The organism is Pantoea sp. Lu_F5_004 (genome assembly GCF_051136245.1).
In the GTDB taxonomy this organism is placed as follows: Bacteria; Pseudomonadota; Gammaproteobacteria; order Enterobacterales; family Enterobacteriaceae; genus Pantoea; species Pantoea agglomerans.
This window is the reverse complement of the sequence record NZ_CP194946.1, coordinates 3,422,834-3,445,778: the sequence shown is the minus strand read 5'-3', so window position 1 is coordinate 3,445,778 and position 22,945 is coordinate 3,422,834. Positions and strand designations below refer to the sequence as shown.

The window sequence follows — 22,945 nt, the reverse complement described above, 5'->3', positions numbered from 1 at the left end:
ATTCCCTGGAGGATGTTTTGATTAAGTCAGCGCTCTTGGTTCTGGAAGACGGAACCCAATTCCACGGTCGGGCCATCGGGGCAACAGGGTCGGCAGTGGGAGAAGTCGTTTTCAATACCTCAATGACCGGTTATCAAGAAATCCTCACTGATCCTTCCTATTCCCGCCAAATCGTTACTCTCACTTATCCCCATATCGGTAATGTCGGAACCAATGCCGCCGACGAAGAATCCAGCCAGATTCATGCGCAGGGCCTGGTTATCCGTGACCTGCCGCTGATTGCCAGCAACTTCCGTAGTGAAGAGGGCTTATCCGCCTACCTGCAGCGCAATAACATTGTGGCGATTGCCGATATTGATACTCGCAAGCTGACGCGCTTGCTGCGTGAGAAAGGTGCGCAAAACGGCTGCATCATTGCGGGCGATAATCCGGATGCCGCGCTGGCGCTGCAAAAAGCTCAGGCGTTCCCGGGACTGAAAGGGATGGATTTGGCGAAAGAGGTCTGCACCACTGAGACCTACAGCTGGCAGCAGGGCAGCTGGACGCTGGAGGGAGGGCTGCCAGAGCAGGCCGACGCTGAATCATTGCCTTACCATGTGGTGGCTTACGATTACGGTGCCAAGCGCAACATTCTGCGGATGCTTGTCGATCGCGGCTGTCGTCTGACCGTCGTTCCGGCACAGACGTCTGCCGAAGAAGTACTGAAGCTTAATCCGGATGGCATCTTCCTCTCTAACGGTCCTGGCGACCCGGAGCCGTGCGACTACGCCATCAGCGCGATTCAGGCCTTCCTGAAAACAGAGATCCCGGTGTTCGGAATCTGTCTGGGTCATCAGCTGCTGGCGCTGGCCAGTGGGGCTAAGACCGTGAAGATGAAGCTGGGTCACCACGGTGGCAACCATCCGGTGAAAGATCTCGATAACAATCGCGTGATGATCACCGCGCAGAACCACGGTTTTGCGGTCGATGAGAACAATCTTCCCGCTAACCTGCGTGTTACTCACATTTCGTTGTTCGATAAAACTGTGCAGGGCATTCATCGCACTGACAAGCCCGCATTCAGCTTCCAGGGACACCCGGAAGCCAGTCCTGGCCCAGGCGATGCTGCGCCGCTGTTTGACCACTTTATTGAATTGATTGACGCATTCCGTCTGCAAGCGAAGTAATCAGGAGCTAATTCATGCCAAAACGTACAGACCTAAAATCCATCCTGATTCTTGGTGCCGGTCCGATTGTGATCGGCCAGGCCTGCGAATTTGACTATTCCGGTGCGCAGGCGTGTAAAGCGCTGCGTGAAGAGGGTTACCGCGTCATTCTGGTGAACTCCAACCCGGCGACGATCATGACCGACCCGGAAATGGCTGATGCGACTTACATTGAGCCGATTCACTGGGAAGTGGTGCGCAAAATCATCGAAAAAGAGCGCCCGGACGCGGTACTGCCGACCATGGGCGGTCAGACAGCGCTGAACTGTGCGCTGGAGCTGGAACGTCATGGCGTGCTGGAAGAGTTTGGCGTCACCATGATCGGCGCAACGGCTGACGCAATCGACAAAGCGGAAGATCGTCGTCGTTTCGACGTGGCGATGAAAAGCATCGGTCTGGATACCGCGCGCTCCGGCATTGCGCACACCATGGAAGAAGCGCTGGCCGTGGCTGAAGATGTCGGTTTCCCCTGCATTATCCGTCCCTCATTTACTATGGGCGGAACCGGTGGCGGCATCGCCTACAACCGCGAAGAGTTTGAAGAGATTTGCGAACGCGGTCTCGACCTCTCACCGACCAATGAGCTGCTGATTGATGAGTCGCTGATTGGCTGGAAAGAGTATGAGATGGAAGTGGTGCGCGATAAAAACGACAACTGCATCATCGTCTGCTCAATTGAAAACTTCGATGCGATGGGGATCCACACCGGTGACTCCATCACGGTGGCACCTGCCCAGACGCTGACCGACAAAGAGTATCAGATCATGCGTAACGCCTCGCTGGCGGTACTGCGTGAGATCGGTGTTGAGACCGGTGGCTCCAACGTGCAGTTCTCGGTTAACCCGAAAGATGGCCGCCTGATTGTCATTGAGATGAACCCGCGCGTGTCACGCTCCTCGGCGCTGGCCTCCAAAGCGACCGGTTTCCCGATTGCTAAAGTGGCGGCCAAACTGGCGATCGGCTATACCCTCGACGAGCTGATGAATGATATTACCGGCGGTTTAACGCCTGCCTCGTTCGAGCCGTCAATCGACTACGTTGTCACCAAGATCCCGCGTTTCAACTTCGAAAAATTTGCCGGTGCCAACGATCGCCTGACCACCCAGATGAAGTCGGTCGGTGAAGTGATGGCGATTGGCCGCACTTTCCAGGAATCCATGCAGAAAGCGCTGCGCGGCCTGGAAGTGGGCGCTAACGGCTTCGACCCGAAAGTCCACCTCGACGATCCGGAAGCATTAACCCGCATCCGCCGTGAGCTGAAAGATGCCGGTTCAGACCGCATCTGGTACATCGCGGACGCCTTCCGTGCCGGCATGTCAGTGGATGGCGTGTTCAACCTGACCAATGTAGACCGCTGGTTCCTGGTGCAGATTGAAGAGCTGGTGCGGCTGGAAGAGCAGGTTGCCCGTGAAGGGGTTAATAGCCTGGATGAGACGTTCCTGCGCGCGCTGAAGCGTAAAGGCTTTGCTGATGCGCGGCTGGCGACACTGGCGGGCGTGGCCGAGAGCGAAATCCGCAAGCTGCGTCAGCAGTTTAACCTGCACCCGGTTTACAAGCGCGTAGATACCTGCGCCGCAGAGTTCGCGACAGACACCGCCTACATGTACTCCACCTATGAGGAGGAGTGCGAAGCCAATCCAAGTCCGGATCGCGAAAAAATCATGATTCTGGGCGGTGGGCCAAACCGTATCGGTCAGGGTATCGAATTCGACTACTGCTGCGTTCACGCCGCCCTGGCGCTGCGTGAAGATGGTTACCAGACCATTATGGTCAACTGTAACCCGGAAACCGTCTCGACCGATTACGACACCTCTGATCGCCTCTACTTCGAGCCGGTCACGCTGGAAGATGTGCTGGAGATCGTGCGCATTGAGCAGCCAAAAGGCGTGATTGTGCAGTATGGCGGTCAGACGCCACTGAAACTGGCGCGTGCACTGGAAGCCTCAGGCGTACCAGTTATCGGCACCAGCCCGGATTCCATCGACCGTGCTGAAGACCGTGAACGTTTCCAGCAGGCGGTTGATCGCCTGAACCTGAAGCAACCCGCCAACGCCACGGTGGCCACACTGGAGCAGGCGGTTGAGAAAGCCGCGGGCCTGGGTTATCCGCTGGTGGTGCGTCCTTCTTATGTGCTGGGTGGCCGTGCCATGGAGATCGTCTACGACGAGATCGATCTCAAGCGCTACTTCCAGACGGCGGTCTCGGTTTCCAACGATGCACCGGTGCTGCTGGATCGCTTCCTGGATGATGCGGTCGAAGTGGATGTTGATGCGATTTGCGACGGCGAGCGGGTGCTGATTGGCGGCATCATGGAACATATCGAGCAGGCTGGCGTTCACTCCGGTGACTCCGCCTGTTCACTGCCGGCCTACACCCTGAGTCAGGAGATTCAGAATGTGATGCGCCAGCAGGTTGAGAAGCTGGCGTTTGAGCTGAACGTTCGTGGCCTGATGAACGTCCAGTTCGCGGTGAAAGATAACGAAGTCTACCTGATCGAAGTTAACCCTCGCGCGGCGCGTACCGTGCCGTTCGTCTCTAAAGCGACCGGTGTCCCGCTGGCGAAAGTCGCCGCGCGCGTGATGGCAGGTAAAACGCTGGCAGAGCAGGGCGTCACTGAAGAGGTGATTCCGCCTTACTACTCTGTCAAAGAAGTGGTGCTGCCGTTTAACAAGTTCCAGGGCGTTGACCCGATTCTGGGGCCAGAAATGCGCTCTACCGGTGAAGTCATGGGCGTGGGCCGCACCTTCGCTGAGGCGTTTTCCAAAGCGATGCTGGGCGCACAGAGCAACATGAAGAAGTCGGGCCGTGCGCTGCTGTCGGTGCGTGAAGGCGACAAGAAACGTATTGTCGACCTGGCCGCTAAGCTGCAGAAGTTTGGTTTCGAACTGGATGCGACTCACGGCACGGCGGTCGTGCTGGGCGAAGCGGGCATCAATCCGCGCCTAGTGAACAAGGTGCACGAAGGGCGTCCGCACATTCAGGACCGTCTGAAGAACGGCGAGTATAGCTACATCGTCAATACCACGGCGGGTCGTCAGGCGATTGAAGATTCGAAACTGATTCGCCGCAGTGCCCTGCAGTATAAAGTGCACTACGACACCACGCTGAACGGCGGCTTCGCCACCGCGATGGCGCTGAATGCTGACCCGACGGAACAGGTTATCTCCGTTCAGGAGATGCATGCCCAGATCAAGGCGATGTAAGGCGATGTAATGTGAAAAACGGCTCCTGCGGGAGCCGTTTTTTTTGACCATCTTATTGGCGATAATCCGAAAAAAGGGTCCAGGGAAAGCAAAGAGTTTGCGTTAAAGTGACTGATTTGGCTTAATTTTTTAGCTATAGGTGCGAATAAGGCCGGTTCGCACAAATTTATAATATAAACACTTCCTGTGCGGATTTTTCGTCAGTACTATGCCTGCCGCTCATCACTGGAGCGTATCAGGACATAAATAAAAAATGAAAATGCGTACTTTTTCTCTGAGTGCAGTGGCTGCACTGATGGCAATTCTTCCTTTCGCCAGCCAGGCGGAAATTACCCTGTTAAAACAGGATCCGCAGGCAGGCGATCCGCTTAGCCGTCTTAACTTTACTTTTGGCGGCAGCATTCGTGCTCAGTTCAATCATCAGACCGGCGTGGATGATAAATCCTACAAGCGCGACGGTTTTGATGGCGGCACCCGTTTCCGTTTCGGTGCTGACTACTACCTGTTTGATGACGTCAGCTGGATCAGCTACTACGAGCTGGGCGTTAACGTCCCGGCGGTCTTCAGCTGGGATCGTCACTATGCGGATGGTGCCAATAACACCACGCGTCGTCAGCTCTACACCGGTCTGAAAAGCAAAACCTGGGGCCAGCTTACCTTTGGTCAGCAGAACAGCGTCTATTACGATACCGTGGGCGCCAAGACCGATATCTGGGATTACGACATGGTCGGCCAGGCACCGGGTAACGGGATCAACGGCGACTACGATGGATCTTACCGCTCACGCAAACAGCTGAAATATAAAAACAGCTTCGGCGATGCGGATCTCTACGCCTCTTATCTGTTCGAAGATAACGAGTATCTGCCAGGCAACGGCCTGCGCTATAAGCGCAAAGGCGGCGGCTCGCTGGGTGTGGACTACCACATTACGGACGATCTGAGCTGGGGCACGGCGTGGAACTACACCCGCGCGGCGATGCGTAACCCGAACAACGGCGACAGCCGCGATTACGATCAGAACATTTACGGCACCGCGCTGAGCTGGACCCCAGGCAACTGGACGTTATCAGCCGGCGGCGGCTGGTATGAGAACTTCATGACCACCAAACGCAAAGATGTGCATGACTACTTTGCCGGCGACGCATGGGGCATTGAATATTTCGCCGGTTACAAGATTCCGGTGGGGCAGTATGGTCTGAAAGCAGTACAGCCATATGTCATGGGCGATCGCATTGAGTATGCGACAGGCCGTGATTATCAGCGCATCGATAACGGTCTGGGTGTGGTGCTGTTCCTCGACTACGGTTTCCGTGTCGATTACGAACATGTGTTTACCTCCAGCACCGATAACCTGGGTGATATGAATCTGGTGCGTCTGCGCTACGACTTCTGATAACCCTGACGGCTCCTGCGGGAGCCGTTTTCTTTTGCGCACGACTTTTGTGCCAGCCTGAGGCCGATCGCTGGCGAGCTGCGGCAAACTGACGCGATTAGGCGGTGAAAAACGCTGCACAGGCCGTGAAAAACGACGTCATGAAAAGCTTTACGCAATTAGACCTTTCCCCCTATCGACGAAAGTTTCACCTTTACGTATCATGGCGCCAATTTTTTTCAGTGAGTGGTTAACATGATTAGTCTTATCGCGGCATTAGCAGCAGATCGCATTATTGGAATGGAGAACGCCATGCCGTGGGACCTGCCTGCAGATCTGGCGTGGTTCAAGCGCCATACGCTGAAGAAACCGGTGATTATGGGCCGACTGACCTTTGAATCTATTGGCCGTCCGTTACCTGGCCGACTGAATATCGTGGTCAGCAGCCAGCCGGGCACCACCGAAGGCGTTACCTGGGTCACTTCGCTGGATGAGGCGTTACAGGCAGCCGGTGATGCTGAAGAGATCATGGTGATTGGCGGCGGCCGCGTCTATGAGCAGATGCTGAAGCGTGCCGATCGTCTTTATCTGACGCACATTGATGCGGAAGTCGAAGGTGATACGCAGTTCCCGGATTACGAGCCGGATGAGTGGCAGTCAACGTTCAGCGAATTCCACGACGCTGACGAGCAAAATTCCCACAGCTACTGCTTTGAGATCCTTGACCGTCGTCGCTAATCCCACCCCTGCCGGGCTGTAACCTGGCTGTCATCTTTATTCATTAGCATTGCTTCTTTTCTGGGATCGACACAAAGGAAGCAATCACTAATGAAAATCGAACTCTCCGCATTAAGCACTGACCGCCTGCCTGATCCACTGCGTCGTAAATTCCTTGCCGGTTCCGGTGCTATTGGCCTGACCGGCTTTCTCAGCGGCGGCCTGACGCTCCCGGGCAGTGCACTGGCGCAGGAGAAGCCTGCGGGCAGCCCACTACTGGGCTTTCAGGCTATTGCCGCGTCCACGGCCGATGAGATTGTGGTGGCCCCTGGCTATCGCGCTGACGTGTTGATCTCCTGGGGTGATCCGCTGGTGAATGGCGCAGCCGCGTTTGATCCGCAGGGCAACAACAGCGCAGAAGATCAGGAAAAGCAGTTCGGTGACAACAACGACGGTATGAGCTTCTTCGCGATTAATGACCATCGCGGCGTGATGGCGATTAACAATGAATATGTGAATGAGCCAACGCTGTTCGCCCACGGCGGCAGTAAAGCGACCAGCCTGGAAGATGTCAAAAAGTCGCAGGCGGCGCACGGTATCTCCATCGTTGAAGTCAAACGGGGTGAGGACAATCGCTGGCAGGTGGTACGTCCTTCTGACTATAACCGCCGCATTACCGCCAATACTCCGATGCGCTTCTCCGGTCCGGCTGCTGGGGATAAAGCGCTGCAGACTGCCGCCGATCCGCAGGGAATGAATGTCCTGGGCACCTTTGGTAACTGCGCCAACGGCAAAACGCCGTGGGGCACCTATCTCACCTGTGAAGAAAACTACGACACCTACTTTGGCACCCATCAGGCGGATTTTACGCCGACCCCACAGCAGAAGCGCTATACCCTGAATGCCGCTGAGCCGGAGCGCAACTGGGCCGACTTTGATCCCCGCTTCGATATCGCTAAGAATCCCAACGAATTTAACCGTCACGGCTGGATTGTCGAAATCGATCCTTTCGATCCTCACTCCGTGCCGGTAAAGCGGACCGCCCTGGGCCGCTTCAAGCACGAGAATGCCGCCGTGACGGTCGCGAAAACCGGCCAGCTGGTGGTTTATATGGGCGACGACGAGCGCGGCGAATATATCTATAAATTTGTCTCAGATGACAAGGTCACTCCGGATGATGCTAAAGCCAATCACGGACTGCTTGATAAGGGCACGCTCTATGTGGCGCAGTTCAACGGCGATGCGCAGGGCACGCCGCTTAAAGGCACCGGGCGCTGGCTGGCGCTGAAGTGGGGCGAAAATGGACTCACCGCTGAAAAGGGATTCAATAGCCAGGCCGATGTTTTGATCAATGCGCGTGCCGCAGCAGATGTGGTCAACGCAACGCGAATGGACCGGCCGGAGTGGATTGCGGTTAACCCGCATGACGGCCGTGCCTACTGCACCCTGACCAACAACAACAAGCGCGGAAATGAAGGCATGCCGGTCAATGCAGCGAATCCACGGCCAAAAAATATCTACGGTCAGATTATTCGCTGGGATGAGAAGGGCGATGCAACCGCGCAGACGTTTGAGTGGGATATCTATGCGTTGTGTGGCAACCCGATAGCGCATCCTGAGGGGATCTATCGCGGCACACCTAACATCACCGCGGAGAACACCTTTAACAGTCCGGATGGGCTGGGGTTTGATGCGCAGGGGCGGTTATGGATCCTGACCGATGGCAAGTACAGCAACAAAGAGGATTATCAGGGGCAGGGGAATAATCAGATGCTGGTGGGTGATCCTGATAGTGGCGAGATCCGCCGGTTTATGGTCGGTCCAAAATCGTGCGAGCTGACCGGTATTACCTTCACGCCCGATTACAAAACGCTGTTCGTGAATGTGCAGCATCCCGGCGAAGAGGGTGACTCGCACTTCCCAGACAACAGTCCGCGTCCGCGGTCGTCGGTGATTATGATCACCCGCGAAGATGGCGGCATTATCGGCGCATAAAACAGGATGCTGGCCTGATGGCCAGCATCGCCGTTATAGCGCGGGCGGTGCCAGACTGTCGCTGGAGGCCAGGGCTTTTTCGCGATTAGAGGGCTGCACCACATAGCGTTGTGTCTCCCAGTGCAACAGGGTCAGCGTTCCGCCCCAGCAGCAGCCGGTATCCAGCCCGATAATGCCCTCTGGCGTGCCTTTGCCTTCCAGCGAGGCCCAGTGACCAAAGACGATGGTGTAGTCACGTGCGACCGGCCCCTCAATGTTAAACCAGGGTTTCAGCGGCGGAAGCGCCGATTCCGGGGCATCTTTGCAGATCATGTCCAGCTGGCCGTTGGGGAAACAGTAGCGCATACGGGTGAGGGCGTTGGTGCTGAAGCGCAGACGCGCCAGGCCGGTCAGATCCTCACTCCAGTTGTTCGGCATGTCGCCATACATGGCATCCAGGAACAGCGGATAACTGTCGCTGGCGAGAACCGCTTCAACTTCACGCGCGCACTTTTTCGCGGTCTCAATATCCCACTGCGGCGTGATACCGGCGTGTCCCATCACCAGCTTTTTCTCTTCATCAACCTGTAACAGCGGCTGACGACGCAGCCAGTTGATCAGCTCATCCGCATCATCCGCTTCCAGCAGCGGGGTCAGGCGATCTTTAGGCTTGTTACGGCTGATGCCGGCGTAGACCGCCAGCAGATGCAAATCGTGATTGCCCAGCACCAGACGCACCGCATCGCCCAGCGATTTAACGTAGCGTAAGACTTCCAGTGAGCCAGGACCGCGCGCCACCAGGTCGCCGGTCAGCCACAGGGTATCCTGCTCAGGGTTGAAGTCGACCTGTTGCAGCAATGCACGTAATTCATCGTAGCAACCGTGAACGTCGCCAATCAGGTATGTGCTCATAACGTTTTATCCATCAGGAAGGTGCCCGACTTAACGGGCAAAAAGCGTGTGAATCAATGAATGTGGGTCTGAATGGCGAGGCGGAACACCGGGATCTCTACGTGAAAAGTGTCGCCCTGTTCGTCGACCATCACATAGTGCCCCTGCATGGTGCCCATCGGTGTTTCGATCACGGCACCGCTGGTGTACTGAAATTCATTGCCTGGCGCGATAAGCGGCTGTTCACCGACCACGCCTTCACCCTGAACTTCCGTTTCGCGGCCGTTACCGTTGGTAATCAACCAGTAGCGTCCCAGCAGTTGCACTGAGGAACGGCCCAGATTGCGTATCGTAATGGTATAGGCGAAGACGTAGCGTTCATCATCCGGTGAGGATTGTGAGGCGACGTACTGGCTTTGCACATGGACGGAGACGCGGGCCGTTTCACTCATGACTTACTCCTGCGATTTTCCCTGATGATTCGCCAGCCAGTTCGCCAGCTGACAATATTGCGCCACCGAGACGTTTTCGGCACGCAGGGTTGGATCTATGGATAACTCTTCCAGCGCACCGGCGGCCACCATGTGGCTCAGGCTGTTGCGCAGCGTTTTACGACGCTGGCCAAACGCTTCAGTGGTAATACGGCTCAGGATACGCACATCGCTGACCGGATACGGTGGCTCGGCATAGGGCACCAGACGCACCACGGCAGAGTCCACTTTCGGTGGTGGCGTGAAAGAGTGCGGAGGGACTTCCAGCACCGGAATGATCTGGCAGTAGTATTGCGCCATCACCGTCAGACGACCGTAGGTTTTGTTACCCGGACCGGCAACCAGACGATTAACCACCTCTTTCTGCAGCATGAAGTGCATATCTTTGATCGAACCAGTATAGCTGAAAAGGTGGAACATCAGCGGGGTCGAAATATTGTACGGCAGGTTACCAAATACCCGCAGCGGCTGGCCTCTCTCCTGCGCCAGTGCGGCGAAGTCGAAGGTCATGGCATCCTGCTGGAAGATAGTCAGTTTCGGGCCAAGGAACGGATGCGTTTCCAGACGCGCAGCGAGATCGCGGTCCAGCTCTATCACCGTTAATTTATCGAGGCGTTCGCCTACCGGCTCGGTTAAGGCACCCAGGCCTGGGCCGATCTCCACCAGCGCTTCGTCGCGCTGAGGATGGATGGCGGAGACAATGCTGTCGATAATGTACTGATCGTTCAGGAAGTTCTGCCCGAAACGTTTACGGGCGTAGTGCCCCTGATGGACGCGATTATTCATTACTGCTCTTGATCATAGTGATGGCGAGGTTAAGCGCCGTGATGAAGCTGCCCGGTTCAGCCTGACCCAGGCCAGCGAGTTCAAGCGCGGTGCCGTGGTCAACTGAAGTCCGGATAAAGGGCAGGCCCAGGGTGATATTTACCGCCCGGCCAAACCCCTGAAATTTGAGTACCGGCAGGCCCTGGTCGTGATACATCGCCAGCACCGCATCGGCGTATTGCAGATATTTGGGCTGGAAAAGGGTATCCGCAGGCAGCGGGCCGGTCAGATTAATGCCCTGCTTACGCAGTTCATTGAGTGCCGGCGTGATGGTCTCGATCTCTTCCCGACCCATGTGACCACTTTCGCCGGCATGAGGGTTAAGACCACAGACGTAAATATGCGGCTCGGCAATCGCAAACTTCTGCTGCAGATCACGATGCAGAATCGTAATCACTTCATGCAGACATTCACGGGTTACTGCAGCGGGCACATCTTTCAGCGGCAGATGGGTGGTGGCCAGTGCGACTCGTAGTTCTTCTGTCGCCAGCATCATGACCACCCGATGGCCGCCTGCGCGATCGGCGAAGAATTCGGTATGGCCGGTAAAGGCGATGCCGGCATCGTTAATCACGCCTTTATGCACCGGGCCGGTAATCAGGGCAGCGAATTCACCGTCGAGACAACCGTCGCAGGCGCGCGTCAGCGTATCCAGCACATAGTTGCTGTTGGCGACACAAAGCTCGCCGGGTGTGACCGGCGCTGCCGTTTCAATTGGCAGGATAGTCAGTGTACCCGCCTGCTGTGGCTCGGCTGCTACACCAGGCTGGTAGGGCCGCAGCGTCAGCGGCAGACCGAGTTGCGCCGCACGCTGCTGCAACAGGGCAGGCGAGGCGCAGACCACCAGTTCAACCGGCCACGACTGCTGGGCCAGCTGAACGGTAAGATCGGAACCAATCCCGGCAGGTTCGCCGGGCGTGATCACCACACGGGCATTACTGCGCATTGCCATCCAGAATCTTCACGTAGGCACTGGCACGTTGTTCCTGCATCCAGGTCTGCGCTTCTTCCGCGAACTTACGGTTAAACAGCATACGGTAAGCACGCTCTTTCTGGGCCGCATCGGTTTTATCCACCTGACGGGTATCCAGCAACTGAATCAGATGCCAGCCGAAAGAGGAGTGAACCGGCTGGCTGGTCTGGCCTTTCTGCAGGCGCAGCAGCGCGTCACGGAACGCCGGGTCAAAGACTTCCGGAGAGGTCCAGCCGAGGTCGCCGCCCTGGTTCGCCGAACCTGGATCGTCAGAGTACTGTTTAGCCGCCGCCGCAAAGGTGGTTTTGCCACTGCGGATATCGTTAGCAATCTGCTCCAGCTGCGCGCGTGCCTGATCGTCTGTCAGGATCGGCGATGGCTTCAGCAGAATGTGACGCGAATGGACTTCGGTGACCGAGACATTTTTGCTCTCGCCACGCAGGTCGTTCACTTTCAGGATGTGGAAGCCCACACCAGAGCGCACCGGCCCGACGATATCGCCTTTTTTGGCGCTTGAGAGTGCCTGAGCAAACAGGGTCGGTAACTCTTCGATTTTACCCCAGCCCATGTTGCCGCCTTTCAGCGCCTGGGAGTCGGCAGAGTAGGTCACGGCCATCTTGCCAAAGTCAGCGCCATTTTTCAGTTCGCCAACCAGCTGTTTCGCCAGCGTTTCCTGCTCATCAACCTGCTGTTGCGTCGGGTTTTCCGGCAGCGGCAGCAGAATATGACTGACGTTCAGTTCGGTACCCTGGCTGTTCTGAGAGCCGATCTGGGTAGCAAGCGTATCCACTTCCTGCGGCAGAATCGTGACACGACGACGCACTTCGTTGTTGCGCACTTCGGCGATAGTCATCTCTTTACGGATCTGAGAACGATACACGCTGTAGTTCATGCCGTCATAAGCCAGACGGCTACGCAGCTGATCAAGGCTCATCTTGTTCTGCGCAGCGATGTTCTGAATAGCCTGGTCCAGCTGCTCGTCGCTGATCTGAATTCCCGCTTTATCACCCATCTGCAGAATGATGTTGTCCATGATCTGACGTTCCAGAATCTGATGGCGCAACGTTTTATCATCCGGCAACTGCTGACCAGCCTGCTGGGCCTGAGATTTAACGGTGCTCATCATGCCATCCACGTCACTCTCAAGAACCACGCCGTTATTGACCACGGCTGCAACTTTATCAACGACTTGTGGTGCTGCGAACGCGGTGTTGGCACTGATTGCCACACCAAGAATCAGCATTCTCCAGTTCTTCATACTTTATCCATTGTTGGTTCCGCACTGCGGGATTGCCTGTCAAACATCACAACATCAGAAAGCAGGCTGGTAAGGGATAATGCCCTGACGCAGCATATCGTTGGTGCCTAAGCCATAGTTCGGACTCAGACCACGCAGCTCAATGTTGAATGAGATTTGGTTGTCGTACTTACTGTCGTTGTTTTCCCAACCGTTAATTTTGCGTTCATAACCGACCCGGATAGCGTAACAGCATGAGCTGTATTGCAGGCCAACCAGTTGTGAAGCCGGACGCGTGTTGCGGGTATCGTAGTAGTAAGCGCCTACCACAGACCATGCGTCGGCAATCGGCCAGCTGGCCGTGGTACCTACCTGTGAAATCCCATTTTTGTAGATAGGATTCGTAACCAGGCTGCTATCGTTCAGCGCGGTCGCAACATACTCCGGGCTGCTGTAACGGTAGCTCAGCTGCACCATGCGGTCGGCATCACGACGATATTCCAGTACGGTATTGCCCTGGGAGACGTTGTCGAGTTTGGTGTCATATTGCAGCCCACCACGGACGCCCCAGCGATCGCTGATTTTCCAGTATGTATCGCCAGCCCAGATCAGGCTGCCGGTATCATCTTCTTTACTGGTTTGATTCACACCAGTACGAGAAGGGGTAAACGAGTAGATTTGACCTACAGAAACGTTAAAACGTTCAACCAGATCGTTATCATAAATACGCGAAGTGACGCCGGTAGAGACTTCATTGGCGGAAGCGATGCGATCCAGGCCGCTATAAGTACGATCGCGGAACAGACCGGTGTAGTCGGTTTGCAGCAGCGTTGAGTCGTACGGATAGATATTGCTCTGATTACGATACGGGATATAAAGGTACTGCACGCGCGGTTCCAGCGTCTGGGTATAACCCACCGCCGAGTTCATATCGCGGTCAAACACCAGACGACCATCAACTTTAAATTGCGGCAGGGTGCGGTTGACAGACTCATCCAGTTCGCCGCTCTTATCACCCCTGAGACCATTGGCAGCGTTGTTATAGAAATCAACGTCAGTCTGCTGATAGTGGGTCGCCAGGAACTTCGCTTCGGTATCCAGGCTGGCCCAGCCGTTTGACAGCGGCAGGTTCAGCGTTGGCTCAACATGTAAACGGGTCGCTTCAGGATAGCGGCTGCTGACGTTGGTGAACTTCACCGCCTGGGCATAAACCCGGCCATCAAACGGGCCGATATCGTTCTGATAGAGATTGACGTCCAGCTGCGGCATGGCGCGGTAGACGTTATTGCTGGAGGTATCGCCGAACACCTGGAAATCTTTGGTGGAGAGCGTGGCATCCCAGTTGGTGTCCGCATAGCCGATGCTGAATTTCTGCGTGGCGTAGTTGTCGGTCGAACTGTAGTACTTCGAGTCGAGATCGTTGAAGTAGTACTTATCGCTGACCTTGGTGTAGTCCGCGTTGAAACGCCAGTTCTGGTCATAGACACCGGCATGACGCCAGTAGAACAGCCAGCGATCGGAGCTGTCATTTTCGGCGATGCCGCGCACCGCTTTGTCATTATCGTACTGTTTGTCCGAGCCGAGGTAGTCGAATTCAACCAGACCTGCACCCAGCGTGGTCAGATAACGGAATTCGTTTTCAAACTGCATACCGCGCTTACTCATGTAGTGCGGCGTGATGGTCGCATCGGCCTGCGGCGCGATGTTCCAGTAATAGGGCAGCGTGAACTCAAAGCCGTTGTTGCTGCCATATTTTGCATTTGGGATCAGGAAACCGGAGCGGCGACGATCGCCAATCGGTAACTGCAGATAGGGGCTGTAGAACACCGGAACGGAACCGATTTTAAAGCGGGCATTCCAGATCTCCGCCACTTCCTCTTCACGATCCTGGATCACCTCTGAACCCACCACGCTCCAGCTGTTGGAGCCGGGCAGACAGGAGGTAAAGGTACCGTTTTCCAGAATGGTGTAGCGGTTATCGCCGCGCAGCTTCATCTGATCTGCGACGCCGCGTCCCTGACGATCTACCATCTGGTACTGACCATTCCAGACGTTGGTATCTTTGCTGTTGAGGTTTGACCAGGCTTTCGGACCTTTCAGGATGACCTGATTGTCATCGTAGTGCACATTACCCAGCGCATCGACGGTACGAACGGGCGCGGTCTGGCCTTCCTGCTGACGCTGATGAAGCTGGACTTCATCGGCCTGCATACGGCTGTTGCCCTGCTCAATATTCACATTACCGGTGAATACCGCATCATTGGGATAGTTCCCTTTGGCGGCGTCGGAGTGAATGGTGACAGGCATCTGATTCGTATCGCCATTCACCAGCGGGCGGTTATAACTCGGCACGCCTAACATACACTGCGACATCAAATCGTCGGCAAAGGCTTGCTGGCTAATGGCTGCGCCGATCAGTGTGGCCAGCAGGGTAGGTATATGTTTTTTCATACGCGGTATCGAGAATTCCATGAAAACTGGCATCATGCCGACAATCGGGTCAGAGACTAACTTACTGCCCGGCGTTGCGCCAGTGTTAATCCTGGTCAGTCAGCGTTGCCGTTAGGCGCTGAGATAAATGACAGGTATGATAATGCAATTTTCAGCCGCAAGCATGGCGAATTGAGGAGTTTATGCGCTACTGGGGAAAAGTTGTGGGTCTGGCGGTGGGATTACTTTCCGGCGCAGGCTTTTGGGGTATTGTGATCGGTTTGATCATTGGCCATATGATTGACAAAGTACGCGGCGCGCAAGGCAAGGCTTACTTCTCAAATAATCAGACCCGACAGACGCTGTTTTTCAGCACCACCTTTCAGGTGATGGGCCATCTGACTAAGTCAAAAGGGCGCGTCACGGAAGCGGATATTCAGATTGCTTCGCTGTTAATGGAGCGGATGCAGCTGCACGGTGACTCTCGCACGGCTGCCCAGCGCGCGTTCCGCGAAGGCAAGCAGGCGGATTACCCGTTACGCAGCAAACTGCGTGAACTGCGCAGCGCCTGTTTTGGCCGGTTTGATCTGATTCGGATGTTCCTGGAGATCCAGATTCAGGCCGCCTTTGCCGACGGTTCACTGCATCCCAATGAGCGCCAGGTGCTCTATGTGATTGCCGAAGAGCTGGGCATTTCACGCGGTCAGTTCGATCAGTTCCTGCGCATGATGGAAGGTGGCCAGCAGTTTGGCGGTGGTCAGCGCAGTTCAGGCGGTTTTCAGCAGGCGCAACGCGGGCCAACGCTGGAAGATGCCTGTAGCGTGCTGGGTGTGAAGAGCAGCGATGACGCCACCACTATCAAACGCGCCTACCGCAAACTCATGAGCGAACATCATCCTGACAAGCTGGTAGCGAAAGGGTTACCGCCAGAGATGATGGAGATGGCGAAGCAGAAAGCCCAGGAAATTCAGGCGGCGTACGATCTGATTCGCAAAGAGAAAGGCTTTAAGTAAACACCCTGTTCCGTGGCCGCTTCTGCAACAGAGGAGGCCACGGTGACTGGCGAGCAGTAAACTTTAAAAATCGGCGGGCTGACGAAACGTCATGGCATTACCAAATGCCGGATGGGTAATGGTCAGTGACTCCGCATGCAGCAGTAAACGGGGTGCCATCGCTTTGGCCTCCGGATGCGCATAGAAGTTATCCCCCAGAATCGGATGGCCCAGCGCCAGCATATGCACCCGCAGCTGGTGTGAGCGGCCGGTAATCGGTTTCAGCGAAACACGCGCGCTGTTATCCGCACGATATTCCAGCACCTGATATTCCGTCTGCGCGGCTTTGCCGGTCTCGAAGCAGACCATCTGCTTCGGACGATTTGGCCAGTCGCAAATCAGCGGCAGATCAACCAGTCCCTCTTCCTTCTCGGGATGACCCCAGATGCAGGCCACGTAAGTCTTGGAAGGCTCCCGCTCACGGAACTGTCGTTTCAGCTCGCGCTCAGCAGCCTTAGTCAGCGCCACGACCATCACGCCGCTGGTCGCCATATCCAGTCGGTGGACAGATTCAGCCTGCGGAAAATCACGCTGAACCCGCGTCATCACGCTATCTTTATGTTCGTCCAGCCGACCGGGTACCGAGAGCAGACCGCTGGGTTTGTTCACCACCATGATGTGCGCATCCTGATAAAGGATGTGCAGCCAGGGTTCACGCGGTGGATTGTAAGGTTCCATGGGGCTTTCCAAAAATAAGGGGCCATGCGGCTGAGATTGTAGACAAATTCTGGCCCGCTTAGCTGTGATAGCGTGCCAGCGCAGGAAACACGGTCAGATCGGAAAGACGCAAAAGCTGTCATCCCTGACAAGCTCGGCCCGCGCGATTACGCACCTCATCCCTGAGGTGCGCCCGTTGCCGGGCCAACGCGTTGCGTTGTTCAAAAACGCTCCTGGCGTTTTTGTCCATGGCGCGGGACGCTTTCCTCTTCTGCCCCTGCTCCCTGCGTGTTGAGTTTCTCAGTTGCGGCCAGATTCATCCAGGCCCCTGAGCTTACTGGTGTGTCACCACAATCAGGCGCAGCGCGTCGAGACGCCAGTTGGCCTGATCGAGACTTTCCAGCACCTGTTCACGGTTGCTTTCCAGCGCCTCGACTTCATCGTCACGGATGTTCGGGTTGACCGCCTTCAGGGCGTTGAGACGGGAGAGTTCTGCGCCCAGCTTCTCGTTCGCTTCGGCACGCGCAGCATCAATCACCGCACGCGCTTCGCTGACCACGCTCTCTTCGCCCTGGGTCAGAATCGCATGCACATCCTGCTGCACCGCATTCACCAGTTTACTGGCGGTATGACGGTTAACCGCATTCAGCTGACGGTTAAAGCTTTCGAACTCAACTTTGCCCGCCAGGTTAGTGCCTTTGGTATCCATCAGCAGACGGATTGGCGTCGGCGGCAGGAAGCGAGTCAGTTGCAGATGCTTCGGTGCCTGTGCTTCAACCACATAGATCAGCTCGACCAGCAGCGTCCCCACCGGCAGCGCCTTGTTCTTCAGCAGTGACAGTGCGCTGCTGCCGGTATCGCCCGACAGAATCAGATCCAGACCGTTGCGGATCAGCGGATGTTCCCAGGTAATGAACTGGGTATCTTCGCGCGATAGCGCCTGATCGCGGTTGAAGGTAATGGTGCAGCCATCTTCCGGCAGGCCAGGGAAATCGGGCACCAGCATGTGGTCGGAAGGGGTCAGCACAATCAGGTTATCGCTGCGATCTTCCTGATTAATACCGACGATATCGAACAGGTTGAGCGCGAAGTTCACCAGACCGGTATCGTTATCCTGCTCGCTGATGGCATTGGCCAGTAGCTGAGCCGATTCGCCGCCGTTGGAGTTCAGCTCCAGCAGGCGATCGCGACCCTGTTCCAGCTGCAGTTTCAGCGCGTCATGCTGTTTACGGCAGTCGGTGATAAACGCATCAAAACCTTCGCTGTTTTCCGGCGCGGCCAGATAGCCGATCAGTTGCGAATGGACGCTGTCATAGATTGTCCGGCCGGTCGGGCAGGTGTGTTCAAACGCGTCCAGCCCTTCGTGATACCAGCGCAGCAGCACCGCCTGTGCGGTCTGCTCCAGCCACGGCACCAGAATCTGAATATCGTGCGCCTGACCGATACGATCCAGACGACCGATACGCTGCTCCAGCAGGTCCGGGTTAAACGGCAGGTCGAACATCACCAGACGGCTGGCAAACTGGAAGTTACGGCCTTCAGAACCGATCTCGGAGCACAACAGCACCTGCGCGCCATTCTCTTCTGAGGCGAACCAGGCTGCGGCACGGTCACGTTCAATGATCGACAGACCTTCGTGGAACACCGCTGCACGGATACCTTCGCGTTCACGCAGTACCTGCTCCAGCTGCAGCGCGGTGGCCGCTTTGGCGCAGATCACCAGCACTTTCTCTTTACGGTTGGTGGTGAGATAGCCCATCAGCCATTCCACGCGCGGATCGAAGTTCCACCAGGTGCCGCTGTCGCCTTCAAATTCCTGATAGATCTGCTCCGGATAGAGCAGGTCACGCGCCCGCTCTTCTGCACTTTTGCGCGCGCCCATAATGCCGGAGACTTTAATCGCCGTCTGATACTGCGCAGGCAGCGGCAGGCGGATCTGGTGCAGCTCGCGTTTCGGGAATCCTTTAACCCCATTACGGGTGTTACGGAACAGCACGCGGCTGGTGCCGTGGCGGTCCATCAGCATGGAGATCAGCTCCTGACGCGCCTCCAGCTTGCCGTCACGGTCGCTGTTGGCGACCTGCAGCAGTGGCTCAATATCCTGCTCGCCGACCAGATCGTTGATCCGGTTCATCTCCTCCTGGGAGATCGCTTTATCCGCCAGCAGCGCCGTGACCGCATCGGCAATCGGACGGAAATGCTGCTGCTCTTCAACAAAGGCGGCAAAGTCATGGAAACGATTAGGGTCGAGCAGGCGCAGACGGGCGAAGTGACTCTCCATGCCCAACTGCTCAGGTGTTGCAGTCAGCAACAGAACCCCGGCGGTTTTCTCAGCCAGCTGTTCGATAACCTGATATTCACGGCTAGGCTCGCCTTCTGACCAGGCCAGATGGTGCGCTTCATCGACCACCAGCAGATCCCATTCGGCATCGGCCAGCATCTCAAGACGCTGCTTGTTACGGCGCACGAAGTCCAGTGAGCAGATAATCAGCTGCTCTGTTTCAAACGGGTTATCGCTGTCGTGCTGCGCTTCGGTATAGCGGTCGTCATCAAACAGCGCAAAGCGCAGGTTAAAGCGGCGCAGCATCTCGACCAGCCACTGGTGCTGTAAAGTTTCAGGCACCACAATCAGGACGCGATCGGCACGGCCAGCCAGCAACTGCTGCTGGATGATCATCCCGGCTTCAATAGTTTTACCCAGGCCAACTTCATCGGCCAGCAGGACGCGCGGCGCATGGCGGCGGCCGACATCGTGGGCGATATGCAGCTGGTGAGGGATCAGGTTGGTGCGCATGCCGCGTAAGCCGCTGATTGGCAGACGATATTGCTCACTCTGGTATTTACGGGCGCGGAAGCGCAGGGCAAAACGATCCATCCGGTCGAGCTGGCCGGCAAACAGGCGATCCTGCGGCTTACTGAACACCAGCTTGCTGTCGAGCATGACTTCGCGCAGCATCACTTCGCTCTCTTCGGTATCCAGACGGGTACCGATATAGGTCATCAGGTCATTTTCGTTGCGTACTTCATCGACGCGCATCTGCCAGCCTTCGTGGCTGGTGATGGTATCACCCGGATTAAAGATGACGCGGGTAACCGGCGAATCGTTGCGGGCGTAGAGGCGGTTTTCCCCCGTGGCCGGAAACAGCAGGGTGATCATGCGGGTATCGATCGCCACCACGGTGCCCAGTCCCAGTTCACTTTCCGTATCACTAATCCAGCGCTGACCTAATGTAAAAACCATATATTTTTTGCTCGAATTTTAACGTTTTTAGAGGTGTTCCCAAAGCTCAGGCAATAGCGTTACCGCCAGACAACAAGGCCTGGAGCGTACTTAAGAGCGGTGAGTTTCAGGAAGGGCGCTATGGTACTGGATGGCAGGACGTTCGTCACCTGTCAAAAAAGCCCCAGCTGTCCGGTAATAAGTGTAGCAAAGTCCCCTTCGACAAAAGGCAGAATCCCCTCTGCGACCGGCTGAAGTTGCTTCGTCACGTAGTGGTCATAGTCCAGCGGCGTGCTGCGCGCCTCCAGTGGCTCGGGGCCTGCGGTGGCGATGACATAACGGATCCGGCCACCATTCTGGTACTGCAAGGGCCGGTTTAATTTACGATTGTGCTCATCGGCCAGCCTGGCGGCGCGCACGTGCGGGGGCACGTTTCGTTCATATTCTTTCAGCGGACGCCGCAGCCGCTTTTTGTAGATCAGCTGATCGTCGAGTTCACCCGCCAGCAGCTGAGCCACGGTTGTACGGATATAATCCTGCCACGGCTGACGGTGGAAGATACGGTGGTAGAGCTGCTGCTGGAACGCTTTTGCCAGCGGCGTCCAGTCTGTCCGCACCGACTCCAGCCCCTTAAAGACCATGCGCTCACCGGCGGCGTCACGAATCAGTCCGGCGTAGCGTTTCTTGCTGCCCTGTTCCGCACCACGAATGGTCGGCATTAGAAAACGGCAGAAGTGGTTTTCATACTCCAGTTCCAGTGTGCTGGTCAGCCCCTGCGTCTGCTGCAGATGGTCGCGCCACCAGGCGTTCACTTTCTGCACCAGCTGCTGACCAATCGCGGCGGCATCTTCTTCACTGTGCGCCGACTTCAGCCAGACAAAGGTAGAGTCGGTGTCGCCATAGATGACGTCGTAGCCTTCCGCCTCAATCAGCGTACGGGTCTGCTGCATGATGGCGTGACCGCGCAGCGTAATAGAGGAGGCGAGCCGCGGATCAAAGAAGCGGCAGGCGCTGGTGCCCAGCACACCGTAAAAGGCGTTCATGATGATTTTCAGCGCCTGGGACAGCGGCTGATTATTCTGCTTTTTCGCCGCTTCGCGACCCAGCCAGATCTGTTCAACAATCGCAGGCAGGCAGTGGGTATGCCGCGAAAAACGCGCTTCCCGGAAACCCTCAATCGAATCGGCATCATCAGGGTGGGCCAGCCCTTCCACCAGACCCACCGGGTCGATCAGGAAGGTGCGGATAATCGACGGGTAGAGGCTTTTGTAATCCAGCACCAGCACTGAGTCATACAGGCCGGGGCGCGAATCCATCACATAACCGCCAGGACTGGCTTCCGGGGCCACATCACCCATGTTCGGGGCGACAAACCCGGCGCGATGCATCCGCGGAATATAGAGATGACCAAAGGCCGCTACCGAACCGCCATGGCGATCCACCGCCAGTCCATTGACCGCCGCGCGTTCCAGCAGAAACGGCATAATCGCCGTTTTGTGAAAAATGCGCGTCACCAGTGCGCAGTCTTTCAGGTTGTAGCGCGCCAGCGCCGGTTTATCGTTTGCAAAGCGCCAGTTGATCTCCTCCATGCGCTGCCAGGGATTATCAATCGCTTTTCCTTCTCCCAGCAGTTGCTGCGACACCGACTCCAGGCTGAATGAGGGAAAATCCCAGAACGCCGATTTCAGCGCGTCAATGCCATCGATAATCAACCGGCCACTGGCCTGAGCGAAAAATACGCCGGGTTTGAAGCCATGTTCACGCCACTCCAGCGCGGCCTGCTGGCGTCCCAGGCGCAGCGGAATGCCGTAACGATCGGCATGCTTTTGCAGCACCCGCAGGTCAAACTGCACGACGTTCCAGCCAATTAAGACATCCGGATCATGCTCTGCAAACCACTGGTTCAGCGCTTCAAGTAACTGCGGCCGGCTGTCGAGATAGATCAGCTCGAAATCCAGCGTGCTGGCATCACCGTTGGCCGGGCCGAGCATAAAGACCTGGCGCTGACCGCATCCCTCCAGCCCGATGCAATAAAGCTCGCCATGCTGTGTGGTTTCAATGTCCAGCGAGACCCATTTCAGCGGCGGGCGATAGTCGGGATGGGGTTTGAGCCGCGCATTGACGACGCTGTCACCGCGCTGCTCGCCGTCAAACCAGACCGGCGCGGTAATAAAACGCTCCATCAGGTAGCGCTCCGGCGGACGGATATCGGCTTCATAGACCGGAATACCCTCTTCGCGCAGCCGTTTTTCGATGCGCTGTAGCTGGCGGTTCTGCTGGCAGTAGAGGCCAAAAACCGGGCGACGCCGAAAATCTTTCAGCGCCAGCGACTGGATCCGAAACTGACGTTCATCTTTCAGTAATTCGCTGACCTGCGCCTGAAATTCCTCAGGAATAAACGCGACGGACTCCTGCACCGGCAGCACCACGCGCTGCGCGCCCGCATCGGTCGCGAGCCAGAGGATAATTTCGGTGCCATGCGGGCTGTCGCGCCAGTGGCGGGTGAGCAGAAAACCTGCGCGGGGCATATTCAGATGTTCTCCGGACTCAGCATTTCAGGATGAGAAAACCGCTTCAGTATAACATGGATATTTATACAGTTCCCGCCACCCGGTTTTGTCAACATTGTCCTACAATTCTTGCCTTGACGCTGTGTGGCTGGCTCAGGACAATCCAGCCTTCTGCTTTTACTTAGGAT

At 56.3% G+C, this 22,945-nt stretch carries 15 protein-coding genes; 6 read left to right on the top strand and 9 right to left on the bottom strand.

Features of this window, described 5'->3' with window-relative positions; genetic code table 11:
- Positions 1-17 precede the first annotated feature (17 nt).
- The 5 genes from carA to ACR8BN_RS16045 all read left to right on the top strand — a co-directional run bounded on the left by carA (position 18) and on the right by ACR8BN_RS16045 (position 8,492).
- Positions 18-1,166 (top strand): glutamine-hydrolyzing carbamoyl-phosphate synthase small subunit, encoded by a 1,149-nt coding sequence (gene carA / locus ACR8BN_RS16065; protein ID WP_033764458.1) that lies wholly within the window; start codon positions 18-20, stop codon positions 1,164-1,166.
- Positions 1,167-1,180: 14 nt separating this feature from the next.
- Positions 1,181-4,408 carry a carbamoyl-phosphate synthase large subunit gene (gene carB, locus ACR8BN_RS16060; protein ID WP_191939386.1) on the top strand — a complete coding sequence of 1,076 codons (3,228 nt, stop codon included), beginning with the start codon at positions 1,181-1,183 and terminating at the stop codon, positions 4,406-4,408.
- Positions 4,409-4,661: 253 nt separating this feature from the next.
- Positions 4,662-5,801, top strand: coding sequence for a porin (locus tag ACR8BN_RS16055; protein WP_010253747.1), 1,140 nt, complete (start codon positions 4,662-4,664; stop codon positions 5,799-5,801).
- A 234-nt stretch (positions 5,802-6,035) separates the two neighbouring features.
- Entirely contained in the window at positions 6,036-6,518 is a 483-nt protein-coding gene (folA, locus tag ACR8BN_RS16050) for a type 3 dihydrofolate reductase (RefSeq protein WP_010253752.1), read from the top strand.
- Between the two features lie 90 nt (positions 6,519-6,608).
- The gene (locus ACR8BN_RS16045) at positions 6,609-8,492 is read left to right on the top strand and encodes a PhoX family protein (RefSeq protein WP_083070565.1); all 1,884 of its coding nucleotides are present in this window, start codon (positions 6,609-6,611) and stop codon (positions 8,490-8,492) included.
- Positions 8,493-8,525: 33 nt separating this feature from the next.
- On the opposite strand, the gene apaH is transcribed toward ACR8BN_RS16045, so the two are convergent.
- Genes apaH through lptD form a run of 6 tightly spaced genes read right to left on the bottom strand, consistent with a single transcriptional unit; the run spans position 8,526 to position 15,339 of the window.
- Entirely contained in the window at positions 8,526-9,383 is an 858-nt protein-coding gene (apaH, locus tag ACR8BN_RS16040) for a bis(5'-nucleosyl)-tetraphosphatase (symmetrical) ApaH (protein WP_033770951.1), read from the bottom strand.
- 53 nt (positions 9,384-9,436) lie between these two features.
- On the bottom strand, positions 9,437-9,814 hold the full coding sequence (apaG, locus tag ACR8BN_RS16035) for a Co2+/Mg2+ efflux protein ApaG (RefSeq protein ID WP_031594014.1): 378 nt from the start codon (positions 9,812-9,814) through the stop codon (positions 9,437-9,439).
- Positions 9,815-9,817: 3 nt separating this feature from the next.
- Positions 9,818-10,639 carry a 16S rRNA (adenine(1518)-N(6)/adenine(1519)-N(6))-dimethyltransferase RsmA gene (gene rsmA / locus ACR8BN_RS16030; protein WP_003854805.1) on the bottom strand — a complete coding sequence of 274 codons (822 nt, stop codon included), beginning with the start codon at positions 10,637-10,639 and terminating at the stop codon, positions 9,818-9,820.
- Positions 10,632-11,624, bottom strand: a complete 993-nt coding sequence (gene pdxA, locus ACR8BN_RS16025) for a 4-hydroxythreonine-4-phosphate dehydrogenase PdxA (protein WP_191939385.1) — start codon at positions 11,622-11,624, stop codon at positions 10,632-10,634. Before pdxA ends, rsmA begins: the two co-directional genes overlap by 8 nt.
- Positions 11,614-12,909, bottom strand: a complete 1,296-nt coding sequence (gene surA / locus ACR8BN_RS16020) for a peptidylprolyl isomerase SurA (protein ID WP_010253800.1) — start codon at positions 12,907-12,909, stop codon at positions 11,614-11,616. Before surA ends, pdxA begins: the two co-directional genes overlap by 11 nt.
- 54 nt (positions 12,910-12,963) lie before the next feature.
- On the bottom strand, positions 12,964-15,339 hold the full coding sequence (lptD, locus tag ACR8BN_RS16015; protein ID WP_050491381.1) for an LPS assembly protein LptD: 2,376 nt from the start codon (positions 15,337-15,339) through the stop codon (positions 12,964-12,966).
- A 182-nt stretch (positions 15,340-15,521) separates the two neighbouring features.
- Between lptD and djlA the strand changes: the two genes are divergently transcribed.
- Positions 15,522-16,331 carry a co-chaperone DjlA gene (djlA, locus tag ACR8BN_RS16010; protein WP_010253811.1) on the top strand — a complete coding sequence of 270 codons (810 nt, stop codon included), beginning with the start codon at positions 15,522-15,524 and terminating at the stop codon, positions 16,329-16,331.
- A 63-nt stretch (positions 16,332-16,394) separates the two neighbouring features.
- Here djlA and rluA read toward each other — a convergent pair whose 3' ends face one another.
- The 3 genes from rluA to polB form a co-directional block, all read right to left on the bottom strand.
- Complete coding sequence (gene rluA / locus ACR8BN_RS16005) at positions 16,395-17,048, bottom strand: bifunctional tRNA pseudouridine(32) synthase/23S rRNA pseudouridine(746) synthase RluA (protein WP_031594017.1); 654 nt, start codon at positions 17,046-17,048, stop codon at positions 16,395-16,397.
- A gap of 313 nt (positions 17,049-17,361) precedes the next feature.
- Positions 17,362-20,268 carry an RNA polymerase-associated protein RapA gene (gene rapA, locus ACR8BN_RS16000; protein ID WP_031594018.1) on the bottom strand — a complete coding sequence of 969 codons (2,907 nt, stop codon included), beginning with the start codon at positions 20,266-20,268 and terminating at the stop codon, positions 17,362-17,364.
- A gap of 152 nt (positions 20,269-20,420) precedes the next feature.
- The gene (gene polB / locus ACR8BN_RS15995) at positions 20,421-22,781 is read right to left on the bottom strand and encodes a DNA polymerase II (protein ID WP_191939410.1); all 2,361 of its coding nucleotides are present in this window, start codon (positions 22,779-22,781) and stop codon (positions 20,421-20,423) included.
- Between the last annotated feature and the right edge of the window lie 164 nt (positions 22,782-22,945).